This window comes from candidate division WOR-3 bacterium (assembly GCA_039801085.1).
GTDB lineage: Bacteria > Hydrothermota > Tepidihabitantia > Tepidihabitantales > Tepidihabitantaceae > JAOABP01.
The window spans coordinates 193919-215554 of record JBDRTY010000001.1; the positions used below are offsets into that span (position 1 = coordinate 193919).

Genomic DNA, 21636 nt, shown 5'->3' on the forward strand with positions numbered 1-21636 from the left:
AAATGGCAGAGATTAGACTGCATGGCAAGGTAATTATCAGTGCCGAGATTGTCGCCTTGACCGGAATCAGAGTTGGTGGCAGTCAGACCGGATTAAAAATCGGGGGACCGGATTCTCCGGTGATCAGCGATGCCTACGGCGTTCCATACATTCCCGGTTCGGCTCTGCGCGGTAAGATGCTGACACTGACTGAGCGTAAGCTGGCGAAGCCTCCCTCCCAGCATGGCGGACGGCACATGTGTTCATCGGGTTCCCTTTGTGAGGTGTGTAAGATCTGGGGCGTTCTTGGTGTCTCCGGCTCGGCTAACGGCGAAACTGTAACCCTCGGACGTTTGCTGGTGCGGGATGTTCCGCTGGATCAGTCAACCATAACGCCAGAGATGCAGAAGAATATGGATCTGAAGTATACCGAGGTGAAATTTGAGACCGCAATTGACCGCCGGACCGGAACTGCGCTTCATGGCAGCCTCCGTCAGATTGAGCGGGTGCCGGCAGGGGCGATCTTCCGGCCGGCAGAGTTCATCTTCAACATCTATGAGGATGGAGATAAAGACCTGCTCAAGCATCTGTTTGAGGCGATGGCGCTGCTTGAGGATGACTATCTCGGCGGGATGGGCTCGCGCGGCTACGGCAAGGTGAAGTTTGAAAATATCAGAGTCTGGTGGAACAAGAAAGAGGATTACGAAAAGGGCAATCTTGGCCTTACTGCTGAAAGAGCGGTAAACAAAACCTGGACAACTCCGCGGGAGCTGATTAATAACTTTGCAGAGTTGAAAAAGGGGCTCACCGGATGATGACTACCTTGAACGCCTGCATACTGAAACCGAAGGGTCCACTGCACCTTGGCCAGCGGGAAGGGATGCGGGAGGGCACGGAGACGCTCGTTCATTCCGACACCCTCTTTTCCGCCCTCTGCCACAGTTTTCTGCTTCTTTACGGCAGAGCGGAGCTGGAGCGGTTTCTTGCCGCCTTCGGCTCCACGCCCCCGCTCCTCATCAGTTCCGCTTATTGCCATTGCCAGGACCGGTTCTACTTTCCGGTGCCCCATAATCAGATTCCGGTGGGCAAGGAGCAGAAGAAAATCCGCTTCGTTATGCAGTCGGAGTTTGAAAAACTGCTGGCAGGCAAGGCGCTCGATGAGGAAACAGTGCAGGCAAAGCTCCCCGAAGGCGTAATCACAACCGACGATGTTCCCAGAGTTACTGTCTCCCGGCTTACCGGCACGGCAGCCGAGGAGGGCGGGTTCTATCATCTCGGCCAGGTCTGGCTCCATAATGCCGCTTTCTTTTTCCTCTACGAGGTCAAACCGGAGTGGAAGGAAAAGTTTGAGGCAACAGTCCGGCTGATGTGCGATGAGGGGGTCGGCGGCTATCGCACGGTCGGCAAGGGGCAGTTTTATCCGCCCGAGTTTCGCCAGATTGAGCTCAACCTGCCTTCCAGTGCCGACGCCGAACTCCTGCTGTCACTCTACTACCCTGCCGAGGGCGAGACCGCCCGGCTGGCTGAAGGCTGGTATCAGCTGATTTTCCGCCGGGGCTATGTCTACTCACCAGACAATCGCTCCTGGCGGCGCAAGGCGGTCGGTATGTTTGCCGAGGGGTCGGTGTTTCCCGGTGGTAATCACCGCGGGATGCTGGTTGATGTTACCCCGGACAGGGTGCTGCTTCCGCATCCGGTCTATCGTTACGGAGTTGCTTTTACCCTGCCCTGCCGCTTCAGGCCGGAAAGGAGGGGTGAATGAGTTCAAATTCCTTTACTGTCCGGTTGAAGATCCTGACTCCGGTTCATATCGGCTCCGGCGAGACCGTCAGCATACTGGACTACTTCCTTGAGGCTGGACAGCTCTGCCGGGTGGATATTGCCGGCCTTTTCAGCGACCCGGATTTCGTTTCCATCAAAGACAAGTTTCTGCAGTCTGCTGCCAGCGGTCAGGCGATTGACAAGCTTCTGCCGAAAGAGCTGCTCCGGAAGCACATTCTGTACCGGATTCCGGTTTCACCCAGTGCCCGGAATACCAATCAGATTGAAGTCCGGCTTTTTATCCAGTCTGCCGGCAGAGTCTACATTCCAGGTTCCTCCCTCAAGGGTGCGATCCTCGCCGCCCTGTGCTATGATGTTCTCAAACAGTCAGATTATCATACGTTAAGCTCTATACTTGAAGGTTGGGAAAAAGAGAACCGGAGGGGCAAAAAGACAAGGGAGTACGAGGACCCGCTCAATATCGTACTGCCGGCGTTAATCGATGCGGGAGATCTCCAGCTCAAGAAATTCACCCGCTGGCTGGATGTTACCGATTCCGATTTTAAGAACCCCTCGGACGCTCTGGAGCTTTCCCTTGCCCGGGTGATTGGTGCCCGGCGTGGTGTGATCCTGGTTCTGTATGAAACCCTCAGACCCGGCATCACCTTCAACCTGACGCTCAGGATCCCGCCTCAGTCAAAGCTTACTCCCGAGACACTGCTGGAAAGGGTCAACGAGTTCTACCGCAAGGTGCTGGAAAAGGACCGTCAGCCAACGGATGTGCAGGTGAACTCCAGCCGGGTCCTGATCCGGCTCGGTCAGGGTTCCGGAATGTTTGCCACCGCTCTGCTCATTCTTGCCCAGGAGCTGAATTTAACTCATATTTACCGTCTGCCCAAGGTTGATACCCGGATCGGACCGCGGACCCGCAAGCGGATCGGGTCAATACCTATGGGCTGGGCGGAGCTGGAGGTGGTATGAGCAGAGATAAGGGAACTGTCGATGATAAAAACTTTAATGAATTGGTAGAGCGTTGGCGAACAGCATCTTCTGACGAGCGCGACACGTTTTATCGCGAACGGTTATGGCCCGAACTCAAGAAGCGATTTAAATCAATTTCCGGTTATGAGCAACCGGAAATATTGCTTTCGCTGGTTGGCACCAGTCCCGAACCAGTCATTTTGACGATTCTGGCACTTGCCCCTAGGAGGGTGCATTTCATATGCTCGACCGAAACCGAGAGACAGTTGCGTTTCATCGTCAGTGAAACCGGACTTCAGCCCGACCAGTACGACAAAACCATTCTGAAGGGTATCGAAACAGGCGAGGTATATCAGGGATTCAACGAACTGCTGAACCGTTATCAGGGGCGGAAACTCGCCTGTGACATCACCGGCGGCAAAAAAGCCATGGTCGTGGGTGCAGCGTTGATTTCGTTTCTGAAAAATATCCCTTGCTATTATGTTGACCCCAGGGAGTATCTTGCCGATCTGCGTCGCCCCAGGCCCGGAAGCGAAGAGATTGTGCAGCTTTCCAACCCCTATCAGGTTTTCCGTTCGGTTGAAGAAGAGCTGGCTGATAAGCTTTATAATTGTGGCAGTTATCAGCCGGCAAGTGAGATTTACAACACGCTGTGCCGGAAGATACCGGACCCCAGAAAATGTCATGTAAAAGCGCTTGTTTCCAGTTCCTATGGCGAGTGGTTTGAGTTTCGTTTCCGCAGCGCCTATAATTTTTTATCCGAGGCAGTTAATTGTGCTGAACAATATCGCCTGTTCATGGACCATGTACCCAGGTGGAAAGAACAGATGGAATTTCTCAAGCCGCTGACCGAAGATGACCGGAATAAATACTACGAATTACTGAAAAAAGAGGAGTACCGAAGGTCAGCTCTTATTTCCCTTGCAGTCAAGGCGCAAATAGCGCTTGATGCTCAGCAGGCAAGTGTTATTGCTCTCTGTTCCTATCGGATCATAGAGCTGGCTGGACAGATAAGTCTGGTGCAGCACAACATCAATCCCGGTCAGGTTGAAGGGAAAATCCGGCAGGATTATCAACAGGCTTTCAGCAGGTTGCACAAAGAGGTTATGGGCAGTGGGGCTGAGGTGCCGGTGCGTCTGGGTCTGATTCACACTTACATGATGCTTTATCTGCTTAAAGACCGACTGGTAGCTGAGGAGAATGAGGATTTCTTAAAAGGAATGCGAAAGAAGCTGGACATTCGCAATGGCTTGTGGATTGAGCATGGAAATGCGACCATTACTATGAAGGAGGCGGAAGAATTTTTCGGCTACGCCCTGAACTGGCTGAAAAAACTGTATCCCGACTATCAGGATATGATTCACAGGATCAAGCCCGTTCCCTGGACAACAACATAGTTCCTCAAACCGGCATCGCTCTTTGACAATCGGGAGTGATAATCGGTACCGGAGAGATTTGTGAGGATGAGGATGTGTATGTGGTTTAATTCTGGGTTGACGCTGAAAGTGCGTTTTTCCCGGCTCTCAACCCATACGGCATACATAACCTCCAGCTGTTCAAATACTTGCGATGTCGAGAGTCTGAATTCTGTCCCTGATTCAAAAGGGATTGCGACTGAGGATTTTGCCAGTTATCTGCTTCATCAATCACCAGCAAGTCTGAATTCTGTCCCTGATTCAAAAGGGATTGCGACTGCGGATTTCAAGCCCAGAACCAAGGGCGTCAATCAGCGTTCGTCTGAATTCTGTCCCTGATTCAAAAGGGATTGCGACGGATATTCCTGATATTCGCCCAGCGTGTCAATAATAACAACGTCTGAATTCTGTCCCTGATTCAAAAGGGATTGCGACCATCAAATCGGCGACACGGTGAAACTGACAGCCGACACCGTCTGAATTCTGTCCCTGATTCAAAAGGGATTGCGACTTTCGCTTTAGTGAGATAGGCATCCATGCCCCCCTTCATTTTACGTCTGAATTCTGTCCCTGATTCAAAAGGGATTGCGACTGCGGAAAACACGAGTTCCCTCCATCACCGTCAATCTGAATCCGTCTGAATTCTGTCCCTGATTCAAAAGGGATTGCGACCTCTGAGAGGCGAAGATTTCTTCGCCCACCGGTTCTACGGTGTACGTCTGAATTCTGTCCCTGATTCAAAAGGGATTGCGACTGCGGAAAACACGAGTTCCCTCCATCACCGTCAATCTGAATCCGTCTGAATTCTGTCCCTGATTCAAAAGGGATTGCGACCGCCGCCATGAGCCAGCATCGCAAGCGTTCGGAATAGCCCCGTCTGAATTCTGTCCCTGATTCAAAAGGGATTGCGACGCCCGGGAGATTTCGTTCCACGATGGCGATGACACCGGAATACCCGTCTGAATTCTGTCCCTGATTCAAAAGGGATTGCGACGGTTAACAATTCCGCCAAAACCAAGTCTCTATTTTCCTTCGGTCTGAATTCTGTCCCTGATTCAAAAGGGATTGCGACCGCCTGCCAGCCTTTGACCGCCTGCCCACCAAACTATTCAGTATGTCTGAATTCTGTCCCTGATTCAAAAGGGATTGCGACATAGCCAGTCATTAATTCGCTCATTTTTTTACAACAAGCGTTCGTCTGAATTCTGTCCCTGATTCAAAAGGGATTGCGACCATCAGGATGCTTGGCAATCCAATCCTCAAGAGCCTGAAAGTCTGAATTCTGTCCCTGATTCAAAAGGGATGCAATTTACTGTTAAAATCAGACGGTTCTCCGGTCTGTGCTTGACCGGTTGAGCGGCTTTTATATGCTTTGGCGATGAAGCGGCTGGTTTTTCTGTTTGCAGGGGTGATGCTCGTTGTTTCCGGTTGCGGTAAGCGGGCGCCGGAGAGCGATTTGAAAAATCTGAAGGCGGTGGATACAACCGGTTCCGCATTCGGCAGTTATCTGCGGGTGATGGCAGCCGGGAAGGATGAGGCGCAGGTGCGCCGGGCGGTGGACAGTGTTTTTGCGCTCTGCGACTATTTCAACCGGCTGTGGTCGCCGTTTTCCGAGTCGAGCGAGATCTCCCGGCTGAACCGGGAGGGGTGTCTTAAGGTTTCAGCTGACACCCGCCGGCTGATTGAGGAGGGGCTGAAGTTTGGCCGGCTGACCCGGGGCGCATTTGACATTACCGTGGCACCGCTGATGCGGCTCTGGGGTTTCCGGGACCGGCGGTTCCGGGTGCCACTGCCCGGAGAGGTTGAGGCGATCAGGTGTTTTGTCGGTTATGAGCGGGTGCGGCTCGGTCTGGGCTATAAGGTTGTGCTGGAGCCGGGGATGGAGGTTGATCTGGGCGGGATTGCGGTCGGCTATGCGCTGGACCGGGTGGTGGAGGTGCTGAAGCAGAACGGGGTTGAGGTCGGGCTGGTGGATGCGGGCGGTGATATCGTGGTGTTCGGCAATTACCAGGCGGCAATCGGGGTGCAGAATCCGCGGAGTGAAGGGGTGGAGCGGGTGGTGGTGCTCAGGGATTGTGCGATCGCCACTTCGGGCGATTATCAGCAGTTTTTTGAGGTTGACGGGAAGCGTTACACTCACATCATGGACCCGCGCACCGGCTATCCGGCAGAGCGGTGTGCAGCGGTGACGGTGCGGGCACCGAGTGCGATTGAGGCGGATGTTTATTCGACCGCCCTGTTTGTGATGGGTCCGGAGGAGGGGAGGCGTTGGCTGGAGCTGCATCCGGAGCTGGGGGTAATCTTTTATGTGGTCAGTGGTGATTCGCTGGTCCGGTATGAGTTCGGGCTGAAGCCCGATTCCGGGGCAGGAAGATGAGCGGAGCGGTGCGCCATCCGGTGGCAAAATACTGGCATTCTGAGGATGGCAGGGTGCGGTGTCTTCTGTGTCCGAACCGGTGTCTGATCGCACCGGGGAAGACCGGCAGGTGTCTGGGCAGGCGGAATGTTGAGGGCAGGCTGATTGCAGAGAATTACGGCGAGGTGGTCTCCTGGGCAATTGATCCGGTGGAGAAGAAGCCGCTTTATCACTTTTATCCCGGAGAGGAGATTTTCTCCGTTGCCACCTACGGGTGTAATCTGCTGTGTCCTTTCTGTCAGAACTGGGAGATCTCCCAGTGCCGGGCACCGACACGGTATATCCCTCCTGAGGAGCTGGTGAAGATGGTGCAGGATGCCGGACTGAGGCTGGTCTCCTATACCTATACCGAGCCTCTGATCTGGTTTGAGTATGTCCTGGACTGCGGACGGCTGATGCATGAAGCCGGGATCAGGAATGTGCTGGTGACAAACGGGATGGTTGAGCCCGAGCCGCTTGAGGAGATTCTGCCGGTGATCGATGCGATGAATATTGATCTGAAGTCAATCCGGGAGGAGTTCTACCGGGATTATGTGCAGGGGTTTCTGCCCGCGGTGCTGAATACAATCCGGCAGGCAAAAGTCAGATGTCACATCGAGCTGACGACGCTGCTGATTCCGGGAAGAAATGATTCCGAGGCGGAGCTGGAGGCGCTTACCGATTTTGTTGCCGGTCTGGGCAGAGATACGGTGCTGCATTTTTCCCGGTATTTTCCCCGGCACAAGGCTCGTGAACCGGTGACACCCGAGGCGACGCTGATCCGGGCGGCAGAGATTGCAAAGCGGAAGCTGGATTATGTCTATCTGGGGAATGTGCATCTCGGTCCGGAGTTCCGGGATACCTTCTGTCCCGGTTGCGGGACGGTGCTGGTGGACCGGAGCGGTTATCAGGGCAGGGTGGTGAATGTCGAGGCGGGGAGATGCCGGGTGTGTCACCGGCAGGTTGAGCTGATTCTGTGATGGCAGGGTTGATTGGTGATTTTCTGTAGGTATATTTGATGTGAGGTCAACTTGAAGAAGCGGACGATGGCAGCAGGCGGTCGTTCAGTCGGACTTCTGATTGTGGCGATTGTGGTCGCTGCGGTTTCGGGGAGTGTGATTTCCTATTTTGTCGCCGGGGTTTTTCCCCATGGTCCGGTCCGGGATTTTTTCTTCAAGGCGGTGCAGTTCGGAGTGCGGGAGCTTGTGCTGAATCTGGGGTTTGCGACCGTGAGTTTTGGCATTTCATTTTATATCACCACCTTTACCGTGCTGCTGGTAATTCTCGCGGTTTATCTCTGGTACCGTTTTTAGGGTTTGGAAAAAATTAAGGGGGGCTGTTCAGCCCCCCTTTTTATTTTACCTTCCGGTTCAGCGCTCCAGAATCAGTTTCCGCGTGAGCCGGGTTGAGCCGGTTTCCAGTTTGATGAAGTAGATCCCGGGTGCTGCCCGTTTGCCCTGATCTGTGCGTCCATCCCAGCTGACGGTGTAACTGCCCGCAGGCACACTACCATCCGCCAGCGTTCGGATGAGCGCACCGGTGGCATCGTAGATGCGGAGCTGGAGCCGGGCGTTATGAGGCAGGTTGAAGGCGATCCGGAGACGCTCTGCGGTTGCCGGAGTCGGGTAGACCGCAAGGTTAAGTTTTGCCGGCAGGGCTGTATTCCGGCTCTGGACCCCCTGCCGATCCGGCGCGGATGCGAACAGGGCATTGCCGAGTGAGTCGGTGTGCGGACGGTACTCCCAGAATTCGTAGACCGATGAACCCTTGAGGCAGAAGACCGCGGAGTCGGTGCCTGCCATTGCCGCACCGCGCTTGGGCCGGACCCGTTTGCCGGTGAGGGCAACCGGGAGGTCGGAGCGCCGTGACCAGGTGTCCGGTCCGCCAATCCGGTAGGACCAGAACTCCTGGGTGTTGCCACCTTTGAGCACAAACAGACTGCCGTTGAGCCAGGCAAGGGCACCGCCGTTCTTGACCCGGCGGTTGCGGTTGCCAATCATGCTCACCTGATCCAGTGTGGTCATCGCCCAGGTGTCAAACTGGGGATAGTATTTCCAGACCTCGGTGGTATTGGAGCCCTTGAGCAGGTAGATGATTGAGTCGCCGTCATAGACCATGTCGGTGCCGTAGCGGCAGGTGCGCTTGCGCAGCGGGTTGAAGGGAACATCGGGACAGCGGGACCAGGTGTCAGCGGCAACATCGTAGGCGATGAAGGTGAGCGAGTTGTTGCCCGGTGCACAGTAGACCGTGCCCTGAGGACCCCGGGTGGGCACATAGGCGAGCGCCGCACCGCGCTTGGGCAGGCGGAAGTTGAAGTTGCGGACGCTCAGAGAGCGCTTCGGCGTCCAGGTGCTGGTGGCGATGTCATAGGCGTAGAAGTCGGCAGTACCACCGCCCTTGATCGCATAGATGGTGCCGGCAGTACCCTGGAACCGGTTGAAGGTCAGGTCACAGCCATCCCTTGCCTTCTTGCCCGATGGGTCAAGGGGCATGCTCGGCAGGGACTCCCAGGTGCCGGTGGCGATGTCATAGGCGTAGAATTCGTTGGAGTTGCCGCCCTTGAGCGCATACAGCCTGCCGGTGGTGGGCGCATAGACCAGTGAGGCGTCCTTGACCCGGCGGCGTGCCGGTCCGACCGGAATATCCGCACGCTGGACCCAGGGAGAGGAGACAAACACCCGGCTGAATACATCGTTTCCCGGGTTGACATCACCGGTCATGGCGGTGGAGCAGATCGCGGTGAAGGTGCCTCGACCGAACCACGGTGTCGCAAGGGTGACAGTTGTGTCTCTGCCCGGCAGGAGTCCGGTAATCAGGATGGAGTCCAGATAACCACCCGGGCTGATGCGCAGAAATGCCATTATCGTATCGCCGACCGTGCCGTAGTTCTGAACCTTGATCACCGGCAGGATGGTCTCGGGGAAGACATAGGTTGCCGGCTGGATGATGTCCAGTGCGGCTGCGTCCCGGAATTCGCGGTAGAGTTTGATCGCCCTGCCCGGAGTGAGCCGGTTCTGGAGGTCGTTCGTGGCAGTGGACATCGGCGGGAAGGAGAAGAGGTAGTTGACTCCGGCGGTGCCATCCCTGTTTTCGACTCCGATGGAGGCACACCGGCCGTTGTTGTAAACGAGGCTGCCAGTCTCGACATCCCGGTACTGGAATACCACCGTGCCGTTTTCGTTGAGGATTGCTTCAAAGGTGATGGTGTTGGTGGTGTCGGTGCCCTTGATGTTGACATCCTGCCAGATGACGACAAATTTGCGGTTGGGTTCGGTGCCGAAGGTGCGATAGTAGACCCTGCCCGCACCACTGACCACCAGGTCCTGCCACCAGGGGGCGATGAGGGCGTTGGGCAGGCTTTCGTTGGGAATGCGGGTCGGGGTCGGCAATGCGGTGTGCGGGTCCGGACCAAGGGAGAGCCAGCCGTTGGTGGTGACATAGCAGTTGTCATAGGTGGTATCAGACCAGGGGAAGTTGAAGCCGATGGGCACAAAGATGCGTTCGTCGTCACCGCTGGTGAACAGGATGTTGAAGCCGGTGGTGTCAATCCAGTCATAGACCGGTCCGGTGAGGGTGTCGGAGTCAATCCAGGCATAGCCGGCAATATGTCTGCCGGTGAAGGCGCCCTTGATCACATCAAAGCCGTAGCGTTTATCGTCGTTCTGCGGCTGGAGGTCAGGCTGAATTGAACTGCTGGTGTTTGCCCGGACGATAATGGAGCAGGGGACACCGTAATAGGGAACCCAGTTGGGGAAATCAACCGCAATTGTCTGCCCGGGGGTGAGCATGGCAATATTGGCGGTGTAGTTGTAGTAGACACTGCCGTTGGTGGCATCGATGATCGAGCAGATGGCGGCAACGCTGTAGAGGGTATCCAGTCCGAAGTTCTGGACATGGGCGCGGAGCGGACAGACCGCATTGTAGGGGCGCTGGATGAATTCGTAAAGCGGCTGTTCAATGAAGGTGACCCGGGCATCGGTCTGCACCGGGGTGATCGGGTCATGATTGACAAACACCCGCAGCAACAGGTCGCCTGCTGGTGCAACCGGATAGCGGGTGCCGTCCGCATAATACTCCCAGTAGCTGTTGGGATAGTTGAGGCTGTTGTCAATGCCCAGTTCCGGTGCCTCTGGCGGTTCGCCGACCTGAAGGTAGAAGATGTAGAAGCTGCCGGCAACGGTGATCTGTTCGCCGGTGTCGGCAACAAACACCGAGTTCCAGCCGGCACCCGGCTGGGCATAGAGTACCGGAGTCTTGTAAATGAATGGACCCGGGTTGCCACTGCCATCATCAAGTGCGACTGCGAGCTGGTAGCGCCGGAATGCCGGGTTTACCGGTGCCCGCAGATAGAGCTTGAGGGATTCAAGATAGACCGGTGTCGCAGTGATGAACTGGGTGCACCAGCCGTAATGCCCCACAGGCCAGGAGAGATAGCCGGCAGGAGCGCCGTTGTCATGGACCAGTTCCTCGAGCGGTGAGACGATGAAGGTGCGCTGCAGGGTGTCATTGGTGCGGTTATAGTCCGAGTCGGCGGCATGCCAGAACCGGATGGTATACCGGCCGGTGGTCAGCGGGAATGTCGTGGAGTCAAAGAAGGCAACCTTTTCCCCGGAAAGTGCCAGCAGGGTATCAATGGTATCTGCCCACATATAAAGTGTATTGCCGAGGCTGTCAAAAAGTTCGGCAAAGACCGGAATATTAAACTGGTCATAAAGCCCGATGTTGCGGAAGCGTGCCTGCGGAATCAGGTTGCCCGGCAGTTCATAATAATCAGGCCGGATGATCCGGGCACAGCGGATGTCATAAGGCAGGATTGATTCGCCGGTAACCACCACATCATCAAAGAACCACCAGTTGATGTCAAACAGGTTACCCTGGAAGACCCAGGCGATGCGCACGCTTTCCTGGCGGGCAGCACTTGACAGGTTCAGGGATTCCAGTATACCCGGACCGACATTCTGTCCGTAATAGTCACGCAGGACATAGGGGAAGGTGGCACCGCCATCAATGGAGTAGCGGATCTGGGCGGTGTAGGGGTTGGACAGTTTGTGGGAGAAGTAGGTGCTGCAGTAGAGGACGATGTTGCGGAAGGCGGAGCAGTTGATGACCGGCGAGATGATGATGTCCGGGGTCTGGTTCGGGTTGAGCTGCCACATGATCGCAGCATAAGGGGTCGGATGGTTGATCCAGGGTGCAGCATTCGCCGGCTCCCGGTGCCAGTCGTCAAGGTACTGGGGTGGATGGGGGTTGAGGGAGTCGCGGATGATGATCCAGCCGGCAGGCGGATTTGCCGGTGTCCAGTTCGTGTCAAATGTTTCAATGAGCAGGGTATCGGCAGAAACCAGCAGGAAGAGTCCTGCCAGCAGAATACCCAACTTTTTCATCATTGCCTCCTTATCGGTTTCCAGGCTTCTAAAAACATGTAACCCGCGGGGACAAAGCTAACCTGTATCCCCGGTTGTGGCAGAGATTTTCATCTGACCGCCTGAGTAATTATAATTCCGGGTAAACTGGTGTCAATGATTTGTTGCTATTCCGGGCTGTTTTTTGCAGTTTAAGGTTTGTCAAAAAACCTGCACGGAATATGTTGACAGCGGTTTTTAAATTTGTATATTTGCTAATTAGGTCTGACAACGCACGGGACGATTAACAGTCCCCGGATATTAAGGTGTCAGAAAAGATGGCAGTGAAAACAGGAGATTTTTATTTGATATGAGTTTGTTAAGAACATCGAAGAAGATCAGAATCAAGCTCAAGGCGTATGATCACCGGCTGCTTGATCAGTCGGCACGGGATATCGTTGATGTCGCCAAGCGCACCGGCGCTCAGGTTGCCGGTCCGGTACCCCTGCCGACGAAGCGGACGCTGTTTACCGTGCTGCGTTCTCCGCATGTGGACAAGAAATCACGGGAGCAGTTTGAGCTGCGGGTGCATAAGCGGCTGATTGAGATTTCCAATGCGACCCCGGAGATGGTGGATGCGCTGATGAAGCTGGAAGTGCCGGCCGGGGTGGAAGTGGAGATTAAATCGGCATGATCGGACTGATCGGACAGAAGGGTGAGATGACCCAGTTCTATGATGAGCAGGGTCAGGTGGTGCCGGTGACCGCAATTGAGGTGGGCAGGTGCGTGGTCGTCGGGTTGAGGACCAGGGAGAAGCATGGCTACTGTGCGGTGCAGGTGGGCTGGGGTGAGGCAAGTAAAAGGCAGCGCACCAAGCCCTATGAGGGTTATTTCAAGAAGGCAAATCTGCCGGTGATGCGTGCGGTCCACGAGTTCCGGGTGGAAAGTGTTGATGGTTTCCAGCCCGGGCAGGAGCTGAAGGTGGATCTGTTCAAACCGGGTGATTATGTCTCGGTAACCGGCTGGACCAAAGGTCGAGGGTTTGCCGGCGGGATGAAGCGCTGGGGCTGGAGCGGCGGTCCGGCTTCGCACGGGTCAATGTCCCATCGCCGGATCGGTTCGCTGGGTGCCGGCTCTTCACCCGGCCGGGTCCTGCCCGGCAGGACACTGCCCGGACATTATGGTTGCGAGCGGGTGACGGTGAAGAATCTGAAGGTAATCAGGGTTGAGCCCGACACCGGTGTGATTTATGTCAAAGGGGCGGTTCCGGGGTACCGGGGTTCACAACTGCTGATCCGGAAGGCGGAATAGATGGATGTGCTGAAGATTACCGGTGAGGTTAAGGGGCAGATTGAACTGCCGGAGCAATGGTTCAACCGGGAAGGTCCGAAGAGTCTGCTCTGGGAGGCGGTCCGGTGTTATCTGGCAAATCAGCGTCAGGGGACTGCCAAGACCAAGACCCGGGCTGAGGTTTCCGGAACCGGGAAGAAGCCCTGGCCTCAGAAGCATACGGGCCGGGCACGGCACGGTTCGCGGCGTTCGCCGATCTGGGTGAAAGGCGGAATCGCCTGGGGTCCGAAGCCGAGAGATTACAGTTATGAACTGCCGAAAAAGGTGCGCCGTTATGCGCTGGCGCTGGCATTGACCGCCAAGGTTAAGGAGAACGGTATTAAATTAATAGAAGATTTTGAGCTGAATACACCCAAAACCCGGGAACTGGCAGGGATATTTAACCGGCTGGGGTTGAATGATTCGGTACTGCTCCTGGTTCCTCAAGTCTCAGAAAATCTGCGCCGGGCAAGTGGCAATATCCCCTGGCTGGATGTGATGCCAGCAGCCCAGCTTAATACTTATGCGGTTCTTGCCCATAATCAGGTGGTGTTTACTGAAAGCGGGTTGCAGGAATTTATCACCCGAGTTGGTGGTACCGGGACAGAGGAGGCATAAGTGCTGGAGCCGACAAAAGTTGTGCTGGGTGTTGTGGTGACGGAAAAGTCGGAGCGAATGAAGGAAGAGGGTAACAGTTATACCCTTAGGGTGCACCCGAAGGCGAATAAATATCAGATTCGTGCTGCGGTTGAGGCGCTGTTCAATGTTCATGTGACTGAGGTCCGGGTGCTGAATTTTCTGGGAAAGAAGCGGCGGATGGGAATGTTTGAAGGTTATCGACCGGACTGGAAAAAGGCGGTGGTGAAGCTGAAGCCGGGCGAAAAGATTGAGGCACTGGAGCGGTAGTATGGGAATTAAGGCATATCGACCGATAACACCGGGCAGAAGGCATTACACCGTGTCCGATTTTTCCGATATCACCCGGGAGGAGCCATTCAAGCCTTTGTGTGTACCGCTCAAAAAGAAGGGCGGTAGAAATAATCTGGGAAGAATAACCGCCAAATACCGGGGTGGCGGGGAAAAGCGGTTTTACCGGATCATTGATTTCATGCGGGATAAGACTGGTATTCCGGCAAAGGTGGTTTCCGTGGAGTATGACCCGAACCGTTCCGCACGGATTGCCCTGGTATGTTATGCCGATGGTGAATACCGGTACATTCTCTGTCCGGAAGGGCTGAAGGTCGGTGATGAAATCGCCTCCGGCAGTAATCTGCCGATCCGGGCAGGCAATGCGATGCCGTTGTCCGATATTCCGGTCGGAGTGGAGATTCACAATCTGCAGCTCTATCCCCAGAGCAAATCGTTCCTGGTTCGATCTGCCGGTACCGCTGCCCAGATTCTTGCCAAGGAGGAAGGCTGGGCGGTAGTGAAACTGCCATCAGGTGAGATCAGAAAGTTTGATCTGCGCTGCTGGGCAACCATTGGCCGGGTTTCCAATGCCGAGCATAAGGACATTTCCATCGGCAAGGCGGGCAGGTCACGGCATATGGGAATCAGACCCCGGACCCGGGCGGTGGCAATGAATCCGGTTGACCATCCGATGGGCGGTGGCGAAGGTAAGAGTTCGGGCGGACGGCATCCCTGTTCAGAAAAGGGTATTATTGCCAAGGGTTACAAGACCCGCAACCCGAAGAAGAAGTCAAGTAAGCTGATCATCCGCAGGAGGAAGTAGGATGGGCAGGTCAATCCGCAAGGGTCCGTATATTGATGAGAAGCTTTTCCGCCGGATTAAGGAGATGATGGAGAAGGGTGAGCGGCGGGTGATCAAGACCTATGCCCGGCGGAGCGTAATTCCGCCGGAATTTGTCGGACAGACGATTGCAATTCACAACGGTAACCGGTTTGTCCCGGTTTACATTACTGAACGGATGGTGGGACACCGGCTGGGTGAGTTTGCACCTACCAGAACTTTCCGTGCCCATTCCGGACAACGCAAGGAAAAGTCAGCTGAGGAGAAACGGGAGCATTAAGGCATGGATGCGGTTGCCAGAAGCCGGTTTCAACGGGGTTCGGCAAAGAAGTTGAACCGGATTGCCGAGTTGATCAGAAATAAGGATGTGCCGAGCGCTCTTGCGATCATGGCTTTCCTGCCCAAACCTTCGAAGCGGCCGATTCTCAAGACGCTGCGTTCGGCGGTTGCCAATGCAATTAACCAGGCGGGCAAGGCAAAACTCAAGGAGGAGGATCTGGTGGTTAAGGAGGTCCGGGTGGATACGGGACCGAATGTGCTGAAACGGTTGATGCCCGGACCACGGGGAACCGCTTCGATTTTTGTCCGACGGATGTGCCATGTTTATGTGAGAGTGGGAACGAGAGAGGAGCAGGCTTAACTATGGGGCAGAAGACGCATCCCTTGGGATTCAGACTGGGTATTACCAAGGACTGGAAGTCGGTCTGGTTTGAGCACAAGTATTACCGGGATTTCCTGCTTGAAGATCTGAAGATCCGGCGTTATATTGAGACAAAGCTTGCCGAAGCGATGATCGCCGACATCGCGATCAAGCGCGTGGGCAGTCGGATGACGATTACGATTCTCACCGCCCGTCCCGGAATGGTTTTCGGACCGAAGCGTCAGAATCTGGATGCGTTGCGGGATGAGATCCGGAAGCTGACCGGTGGTAACAAGGAGATTACACTGCTGGTTGAGGTGGTCAGAGTTCCCGAGCTGGAGGCAAAGCTGGTCGCGCAGAGTATCGCCCGTCAGCTGGAGCAGCGGGTGGCGCATCGCCGGGCAATGAAGCGGGCGGTGATGCAGGCGATGCGGCTGGGCGCGCTGGGAATCAAGGTCATGGTCGGTGGCCGGCTCGGCGGCGCCGAGATCGCGCGCAGTGAGTGGTATCGTGAGGGCAGAGTGCCGCTGCAGACATTGACCGCCGATATTGATTATGCAATTGATGTTGCCAAGACGATCGCCGGTACCTGCGGCGTCAAGGTCTGGATTTACAAGGGTGATATTACACCTCAGCGGAGGAGCTGATCTATGCTGATGCCGAAAAGGGTCAAGTACCGCAAGGCGATGCGGGGCAGAATGAAGGGTAAGGCGACGAGTGCGAACCGGGTTGATTTTGGGGAGTTCGGACTGGTGGCGCTGGAGCCTTCCTGGATCACCGCCCGGCAGATTGAGGCGGCACGCTTGTGCATGACCAAGTTTCTCAAGCGGGCGGGCAAGATGTGGATTCGTATCTTTCCGGATAAACCGGTGACCAAGAAGCCGGCAGAGTCCCGAATGGGGAAGGGCAAGGGGACACCGGAAGAGTGGGTGAGTGTCGTCAAGCCAGGAAGAGTACTGTTTGAAATTGGCGGTCTGCCCCGTGAGGAGGCACTGACCGCACTGCGACTTGCCGCCAGCAAGATGCCCTGCCGGACCAAGCTGATTGAACGCGAGGAGTTTACCTATGAAGGCTTCTGAGCTCCGGGAACTGGGCAGGGAAGGAATCAAGCGCCGGCTGGCTGAACTGGAGGATGAGCTGTTGAAGCTGAAGCTGCGCCGGGCAACTGAGGAACTGCCCAACCCGCTGCGGTTGCGGGTGCTGCGCCGCGAGATTGCCCGCTGTCACACCGTGCTCCGGGAGCTGGAATTAAAGGAAAGTGAGGGCAGGAATGCGTAGTCTGCGGCGAACGGTAGTGGGTACTGTGGTTTCGGCAAAAATGCAGAAGACGGTGGTGGTGCAGACCGAAAGGCTGGTCCAGCATCCGAAGTATAAGAAGTATGTCCGGCGCCGGACCAAACTTTATGCCCACGATGAACGGGCGGAATGCCGCGAGGGCGACCGGGTATTGTTGATGGAGACCAGACCGTTGTCCAAACTCAAACGCTGGCGGGTGGTGAAGAAATTATGATTCAGGAGTATTCAAGACTTAAGGTTGCGGATAATTCCGGTGCCCGGGTGGCAATGGTGATTAAAATCTATGGCGGCTCCAAGCGGAAGTTCGGCTGGCTTGGAGATACGGTGCTCGTTACAGTCAAGGATGCACTGCCGAACGGTCCGATCAAGCCCGGCGATAAGTCTAAGGCGGTGGTCATCCGGACGCGCAAGGAATGGCGCCGGGCTGACGGTACTTATATCCGGTTTGATGATAATGCCTGTGTGCTGATTGATGACAAGGGTGAACCCAAGGGGACGCGCGTGTTCGGACCGGTCGCGCGCGAACTGCGGGAGAGGCAGTTTACCAAGATCATTTCACTGGCAACCGAGGTGGTTTGATGCAGCTGCGCAAGGGTGATGTGGTGGAAGTGATTTCCGGTGAGGAGAAGGGACGCCGGGGCAAGGTGCTGCGGATTGAGTGGCATGAAAAGTCAAAGAGTTACCGGGCGATCGTTGAAGGGGTGAACCTGGCAAAGAAACATCAGCGCACCCGGGGTCCGGATAAGCCGGGCGGGATTGTGGATCTGCCGAATCCGATCGATGTATCCAATCTCGTGCTCATCTGTCCGAAGTGCGGGAAAAAGGCAAAGGTGCGACGCGAGGAGCATGAAGGCCGGCGGGTCCGGGTCTGCCGGGAGTGCGAAGAGATTATTGATGTATGAGCGCAAGATTAAAGGAACATTATCTTAACAAGGTCGTGCCCGCCCTGATCAGCCGGTTTGGTTATAAAAACCGGCATCAGGTGCCGAAGCTGGAGAAGGTGGTAATCAATGTTACGACTAAAGAGGCGGTGAATGACTCCAAGGTGCTGGATGTAATTGCCGAGGACTTGGCGCTAATCACCGGACAGAAACCGGTGCGGACTTATGCCAAGCGGGCGATCTCCGCATTCCGTATCCGCGAGGGAATGCCGCTGGGAGTGAAGGTTACGCTGCGCGGTGAGCGGATGTATGAGTTCATTGACCGGTTTTTCAATCTTGCTGCCCCCAAGATCCGGGACTTTCGCGGTTTTCCGACCGATTCATTTGACGGCCGGGGCGGGTACAGTATCGGTCTCAATGAGCAGGTGATTTTCCCGGAGATTGAGGTTGCCAAGGTAAAGAAGATTTTCGGTATGACGATAACCTTCCAGACAACGGCAAAACATGATGACGAGGCGCGGGCACTGCTTGAAGAGTTAGGCATGCCTTTTGCAAAAAGGAAGTGATATGGCAAGAAAATGTCTGATTGTAAAATCACAGCGTGAGCCGAAATTTCCGGTGCGCAAGCACAACCGGTGTCAGATCTGCTTCAGACCCAGGGCATATTATCGGAAGTTCGGACTCTGCCGGCTGTGCTTCCGGGAACTGGCACTGCGCGGTGAGATACCGGGCGTGCGCAAGGCGACCTGGTAAGGAGGAATGAGTTGGATACGATTGCCGATTTTCTGACGATGCTCCGGAACGCACTTGCTGCCCGGCACAAGGAAGTTACCGTCAAGTTTACCCGGATGCGTTATGAGCTTGCCCGGGTTCTGCTGGAAGAAGGGTTCATCAGCAACTTCCGGGTAGATGGCGAAGGGATCAGGAGACAGCTGATCATCAGTCTCAAGTATCTTGATGATGGCACACCGGTGATCAGAGGGCTGGAGCGTGTTTCCAAACCGGGACGCCGGATTTATGTCGGCTGGGATGAAGTACCGCGGGTGATGGGAGGACTGGGAATTGCGATTCTGACCACCCCCACTGGAATTGTTACTGACCGGGAGGCAAGGAACCGCCGGGTCGGTGGCGAATTAATATGCAAGGTGTGGTAAGATGGCTAAGAGTTACCGTCCATTGAGTATCCCTTCCGGGGTGGAGATTAGAATCAGCCCGGAGCTGGTGCAGGTAAAAGGCAAGCTGGGTACGCTGGAACTCAGGGTGCCGCGCGGGGTGCAAGTTAAACAGACCGACAGCAGCATCGTGGTCGAGGGTGAATCTGGAGTGGAACGGGCACTCGTGGGCACAACCCGGGCACTGCTGCGAAATATGTTTGCCGGCGTTACCAGTGGTTATAAGAAGATTGTCGAACTGCGGGGAATGGGGTATCGAGTGCAGAAGACGAAGGCCGGGCTTCAGATTAATTGCGGATTTTCACATCCGGTTGATTTTCCCATACCGGCAGGAATCACAGTTGAGATTAATCAGGTCCCGAATCCTGATGACACAAAAGAGCAGATGTTCGAAATCATTATCTCAGGAATTGACAAGCAGGTGGTGGGCGATGTTGCCGCCCGGATCCGAGCGATCAAACCGGCAGACCCGTATCATGGCAAAGGATTCAGGTACCGGGGCGAGCGGGTGCGCAAGAAGGCGGGTAAGCGCGCGGTTGGCGCTCAGGCGTAATTCTGATACAATCAGGTCGGTTCTTGACTTTTGCCCGTTAACCAATAACATAAACAACGCAGCCCCATCGTCTAGTCCGGCCCAGGACGCCTGGTTCTCAGCCAGGAGACTGGGGTTCAAATCCCCATGGGGCTATATTATTTTATATGAAGTCAATTAAGGTTATCGGTACCGGTAGAGCCCTGCCGGAAAAGGTGCTCACAAATTTTGATCTGGAGAAGATGGTCGATACCAGTGACCAGTGGATTGTGGAGCGGACCGGTATTCGTGAGCGCCGTATTGCGGATGAAAACACCGCTACCTCCGATCTGGCAGCAGTGGCGCTGGAACGTGCCTGCGATAAGGCGGGCTTGAAACCTGCTGACTTGGATACCATAATTGTTGCTACGTCAACGCCCGATACGGTCTATCCGGCGACCGCCTGCTGGCTGCAGAAGCGGCTGGGAATCACCGGCAGTGCTGCATTTGATATCAGTGCCGGCTGTTCCGGATTTCTGTTTGCGCTTGAAGTGGCGGCAAATCTTCTGGTCACCGGTACCGCAAAAAAGGCAGGTGTAATTGGTGCGGAGGTGATGTCCAAGGTGGTTAACTGGCAGGACCGGGCGACTTGTGTGCTGTTTGGTGATGGTGCTGGTGCGGCGGTGGTCGTGCCCGGTGACGGCAGTTCCGGGATACTTGCCTCCAACTGGGGGTGTGATGGTAATCTGGCACCTTTGCTCTATCAGCCGGCAGGGGGGACGAGAATGCCGACGAGTGAAAAGACGCTCCAGGAAATGGCGCATACTGTCCATATGGAAGGCAATCAGGTGTTCAAGCATGCGGTCCGGGCGATGGGCAATTCATCGGTCAAGGCACTGCAGGATGCCGGACTGGCGGCAGCCGATGTCAAGCTCTTTATTCCTCATCAGGCAAACATCCGGATTATGGAGGAGGCAAGGGTCCGCGCCGGTATTCCACCGGAGAAGATGTATGTGGTTCTGCACAAATATGGTAATATGTCTGCTGCGACCATTCCGGTGGCAATTGACGAAGCATTTGAGGAGGGAAGGCTTCAGGACGGGGATATCATCCTGCTGACCGCATTCGGGACCGGTTTCACCTGGGCAGCTGCAGTTCTGCGCTGGTAAGTGATGGAAGATAGGCATTACTGTAAGTTATTAATGATAAACAAGTTGTAATATCAGTGAAAAATTTCGCCAGTTGATAAAATTTTCCTGACTGTCCTGTTCAGGTTAAAAAGTTAAAAAATTGCTTGACAAAAAATTTTCTGATGATATAATATGATCGTTGTGTGAGCTCATAAGGGGGGCTCAGAACAACATAGGGAAAAACAAGGAGGGTAGTTATGCACAAAATAACGCTCATAGCGTTAGCTCTCCTGGTAGGACTGAGCCAGGCGGGCGATGATGCGGTAATACTTCCATCTCAGGGTGTCACCGCAGCACCCGTAGTTGAAAGAGCAATAGGCAAAACTGATGAAATCACAATTCCGCGTCTGCTTTCCTATCAAGGAAAACTTACTGATACTCTTGGAAATCCGGTTCCTGATGGCTACTATCAGCTGACTTTCCGGCTTTATTCTCAGGAGACGGGCGGGACGCCACTATGGGTTGAACCCCAGACCATTCCGGTGAAAAACGGTATTTTCTCTACGCTGCTGGGTTCAGTGGTTCCGATTCCGGCTCTGCCGGATGAAGGGACGCTGTATCTCAGTCTGCAAGTTGGGCTTGCACCAGAACTGAGTCCCCGCCTCAGGATCGGTTCAGCTGCCTACGCATTTCTTGCTGAGAGGTCAGCAAATTCCGACCTCCTGCAGGGGAGAGACACAAGCTACTTTGCCCGTGCCACCCACACTCATGCATATGTGGACAGTGCTGGTGGGGCACAGCGTGTTGGCGGGCTGGATCTGAGCGGGCTGGATGAGCGGTATGTTGAGGCGGGTGAGGCGGATGCGATTACCAGCGGGATGATTGCGGACGGGACGATTGAGCGTGGTGATGTGGCTTCGGACTTCAAGGCGCCGTATGCGGACACCGCAGACTATGCCCTTTATGCACCAGCGGTTGACAGCGCCCGGGTTGCGGGCAACGCATATCTGTTGCAGGGCATGGAGCCGGACGACTTTGCAGCGGCAGATCACAG

Annotated in this window: 27 protein-coding genes, 1 tRNA gene and 1 CRISPR repeat array; of the genes, 27 read left to right on the forward strand and 1 reads right to left on the reverse strand. The window is 55.2% G+C overall.

The genetic code is table 11. The features are described 5' to 3' along the window. Window positions 1–2 precede the first annotated feature (2 nt). From csm3 to ABIK48_00930, 7 genes are all read left to right on the forward strand, one after another. Window positions 3–794 (forward strand): type III-A CRISPR-associated RAMP protein Csm3, encoded by a 792-nt coding sequence (gene csm3 / locus ABIK48_00900; protein ID MEO0020720.1) that lies wholly within the window; start codon window positions 3–5, stop codon window positions 792–794. Continuing rightward, window positions 791–1741, forward strand: coding sequence for a type III-A CRISPR-associated RAMP protein Csm4 (gene csm4, locus ABIK48_00905; protein ID MEO0020721.1), 951 nt, complete (start codon window positions 791–793; stop codon window positions 1739–1741). The genes csm3 and csm4 overlap by 4 nt, the downstream gene beginning before the upstream one ends. Continuing rightward, the gene (gene csm5 / locus ABIK48_00910; GenBank protein MEO0020722.1) at window positions 1738–2721 is read left to right on the forward strand and encodes a type III-A CRISPR-associated RAMP protein Csm5; all 984 of its coding nucleotides are present in this window, start codon (window positions 1738–1740) and stop codon (window positions 2719–2721) included. The genes csm4 and csm5 overlap by 4 nt, the downstream gene beginning before the upstream one ends. After that, complete coding sequence (locus ABIK48_00915) at window positions 2718–4118, forward strand: hypothetical protein (GenBank protein ID MEO0020723.1); 1401 nt, start codon at window positions 2718–2720, stop codon at window positions 4116–4118. Before csm5 ends, ABIK48_00915 begins: the two co-directional genes overlap by 4 nt. Window positions 4119–4299: 181 nt before the next feature. Next, a CRISPR array of direct repeats spans window positions 4300–5446; the repeat unit is 37 nt; unit sequence GTCTGAATTCTGTCCCTGATTCAAAAGGGATTGCGAC. A 68-nt stretch (window positions 5447–5514) separates the two neighbouring features. Continuing rightward, window positions 5515–6513 carry an FAD:protein FMN transferase gene (locus ABIK48_00920; protein ID MEO0020724.1) on the forward strand — a complete coding sequence of 333 codons (999 nt, stop codon included), beginning with the start codon at window positions 5515–5517 and terminating at the stop codon, window positions 6511–6513. Further along, the gene (gene amrS / locus ABIK48_00925) at window positions 6510–7511 is read left to right on the forward strand and encodes an AmmeMemoRadiSam system radical SAM enzyme (protein ID MEO0020725.1); all 1002 of its coding nucleotides are present in this window, start codon (window positions 6510–6512) and stop codon (window positions 7509–7511) included. The genes ABIK48_00920 and amrS overlap by 4 nt, the downstream gene beginning before the upstream one ends. Window positions 7512–7562: 51 nt before the next feature. After that, window positions 7563–7844: a DUF4321 domain-containing protein gene (locus tag ABIK48_00930; protein ID MEO0020726.1), complete on the forward strand. Its 282-nt coding sequence runs from the start codon at window positions 7563–7565 to the stop codon at window positions 7842–7844. 57 nt (window positions 7845–7901) lie between these two features. Here ABIK48_00930 and ABIK48_00935 read toward each other — a convergent pair whose 3' ends face one another. Next, window positions 7902–11915, reverse strand: coding sequence for a FlgD immunoglobulin-like domain containing protein (locus ABIK48_00935; GenBank protein MEO0020727.1), 4014 nt, complete (start codon window positions 11913–11915; stop codon window positions 7902–7904). A gap of 328 nt (window positions 11916–12243) precedes the next feature. On the opposite strand from ABIK48_00935, the gene rpsJ reads away from it, so the two are divergent. The 20 genes from rpsJ to ABIK48_01035 form a co-directional block, all read left to right on the forward strand. Next, entirely contained in the window at window positions 12244–12567 is a 324-nt protein-coding gene (gene rpsJ / locus ABIK48_00940; GenBank protein ID MEO0020728.1) for a 30S ribosomal protein S10, read from the forward strand. Next, window positions 12564–13184 carry a 50S ribosomal protein L3 gene (gene rplC, locus ABIK48_00945; protein MEO0020729.1) on the forward strand — a complete coding sequence of 207 codons (621 nt, stop codon included), beginning with the start codon at window positions 12564–12566 and terminating at the stop codon, window positions 13182–13184. Before rpsJ ends, rplC begins: the two co-directional genes overlap by 4 nt. Further along, window positions 13185–13820: a 50S ribosomal protein L4 gene (rplD, locus tag ABIK48_00950; GenBank protein ID MEO0020730.1), complete on the forward strand. Its 636-nt coding sequence runs from the start codon at window positions 13185–13187 to the stop codon at window positions 13818–13820. Continuing rightward, a complete protein-coding gene (locus tag ABIK48_00955) occupies window positions 13821–14108 on the forward strand; it encodes a 50S ribosomal protein L23 (GenBank protein MEO0020731.1) in 288 nt (95 codons plus the stop codon). 1 nt (window position 14109) lies between these two features. Then, on the forward strand, window positions 14110–14934 hold the full coding sequence (gene rplB, locus ABIK48_00960) for a 50S ribosomal protein L2 (protein ID MEO0020732.1): 825 nt from the start codon (window positions 14110–14112) through the stop codon (window positions 14932–14934). A gap of 1 nt (window position 14935) precedes the next feature. After that, complete coding sequence (gene rpsS, locus ABIK48_00965) at window positions 14936–15232, forward strand: 30S ribosomal protein S19 (GenBank protein ID MEO0020733.1); 297 nt, start codon at window positions 14936–14938, stop codon at window positions 15230–15232. A gap of 3 nt (window positions 15233–15235) precedes the next feature. Continuing rightward, window positions 15236–15592, forward strand: a complete 357-nt coding sequence (rplV, locus tag ABIK48_00970) for a 50S ribosomal protein L22 (GenBank protein MEO0020734.1) — start codon at window positions 15236–15238, stop codon at window positions 15590–15592. A 2-nt stretch (window positions 15593–15594) separates the two neighbouring features. After that, window positions 15595–16239: a 30S ribosomal protein S3 gene (gene rpsC / locus ABIK48_00975; GenBank protein MEO0020735.1), complete on the forward strand. Its 645-nt coding sequence runs from the start codon at window positions 15595–15597 to the stop codon at window positions 16237–16239. Between the two features lie 3 nt (window positions 16240–16242). Further along, complete coding sequence (rplP, locus tag ABIK48_00980) at window positions 16243–16671, forward strand: 50S ribosomal protein L16 (GenBank protein MEO0020736.1); 429 nt, start codon at window positions 16243–16245, stop codon at window positions 16669–16671. Next, window positions 16658–16870, forward strand: coding sequence for a 50S ribosomal protein L29 (gene rpmC, locus ABIK48_00985; protein ID MEO0020737.1), 213 nt, complete (start codon window positions 16658–16660; stop codon window positions 16868–16870). The genes rplP and rpmC overlap by 14 nt, the downstream gene beginning before the upstream one ends. Further along, a complete protein-coding gene (gene rpsQ / locus ABIK48_00990; GenBank protein ID MEO0020738.1) occupies window positions 16863–17102 on the forward strand; it encodes a 30S ribosomal protein S17 in 240 nt (79 codons plus the stop codon). The genes rpmC and rpsQ overlap by 8 nt, the downstream gene beginning before the upstream one ends. Beyond that, the gene (gene rplN, locus ABIK48_00995) at window positions 17099–17467 is read left to right on the forward strand and encodes a 50S ribosomal protein L14 (GenBank protein ID MEO0020739.1); all 369 of its coding nucleotides are present in this window, start codon (window positions 17099–17101) and stop codon (window positions 17465–17467) included. The genes rpsQ and rplN overlap by 4 nt, the downstream gene beginning before the upstream one ends. Further along, window positions 17467–17790, forward strand: coding sequence for a 50S ribosomal protein L24 (gene rplX, locus ABIK48_01000; protein MEO0020740.1), 324 nt, complete (start codon window positions 17467–17469; stop codon window positions 17788–17790). Before rplN ends, rplX begins: the two co-directional genes overlap by 1 nt. Continuing rightward, the gene (gene rplE, locus ABIK48_01005; protein ID MEO0020741.1) at window positions 17787–18335 is read left to right on the forward strand and encodes a 50S ribosomal protein L5; all 549 of its coding nucleotides are present in this window, start codon (window positions 17787–17789) and stop codon (window positions 18333–18335) included. Before rplX ends, rplE begins: the two co-directional genes overlap by 4 nt. Before the next feature lies 1 nt (window position 18336). Then, a complete protein-coding gene (locus tag ABIK48_01010; protein MEO0020742.1) occupies window positions 18337–18522 on the forward strand; it encodes a type Z 30S ribosomal protein S14 in 186 nt (61 codons plus the stop codon). A gap of 11 nt (window positions 18523–18533) precedes the next feature. Next, entirely contained in the window at window positions 18534–18923 is a 390-nt protein-coding gene (gene rpsH, locus ABIK48_01015) for a 30S ribosomal protein S8 (protein MEO0020743.1), read from the forward strand. 1 nt (window position 18924) lies between these two features. Then, the gene (gene rplF / locus ABIK48_01020) at window positions 18925–19494 is read left to right on the forward strand and encodes a 50S ribosomal protein L6 (GenBank protein ID MEO0020744.1); all 570 of its coding nucleotides are present in this window, start codon (window positions 18925–18927) and stop codon (window positions 19492–19494) included. A 60-nt stretch (window positions 19495–19554) separates the two neighbouring features. After that, a tRNA-Glu gene (locus ABIK48_01025) sits at window positions 19555–19629 on the forward strand. 11 nt (window positions 19630–19640) lie between these two features. Further along, window positions 19641–20621 carry a beta-ketoacyl-ACP synthase III gene (locus ABIK48_01030; GenBank protein ID MEO0020745.1) on the forward strand — a complete coding sequence of 327 codons (981 nt, stop codon included), beginning with the start codon at window positions 19641–19643 and terminating at the stop codon, window positions 20619–20621. 218 nt (window positions 20622–20839) lie between these two features. Next, the coding region (locus tag ABIK48_01035; GenBank protein ID MEO0020746.1) for a hypothetical protein at window positions 20840–21636 on the forward strand (797 nt) is incomplete at its 3' end.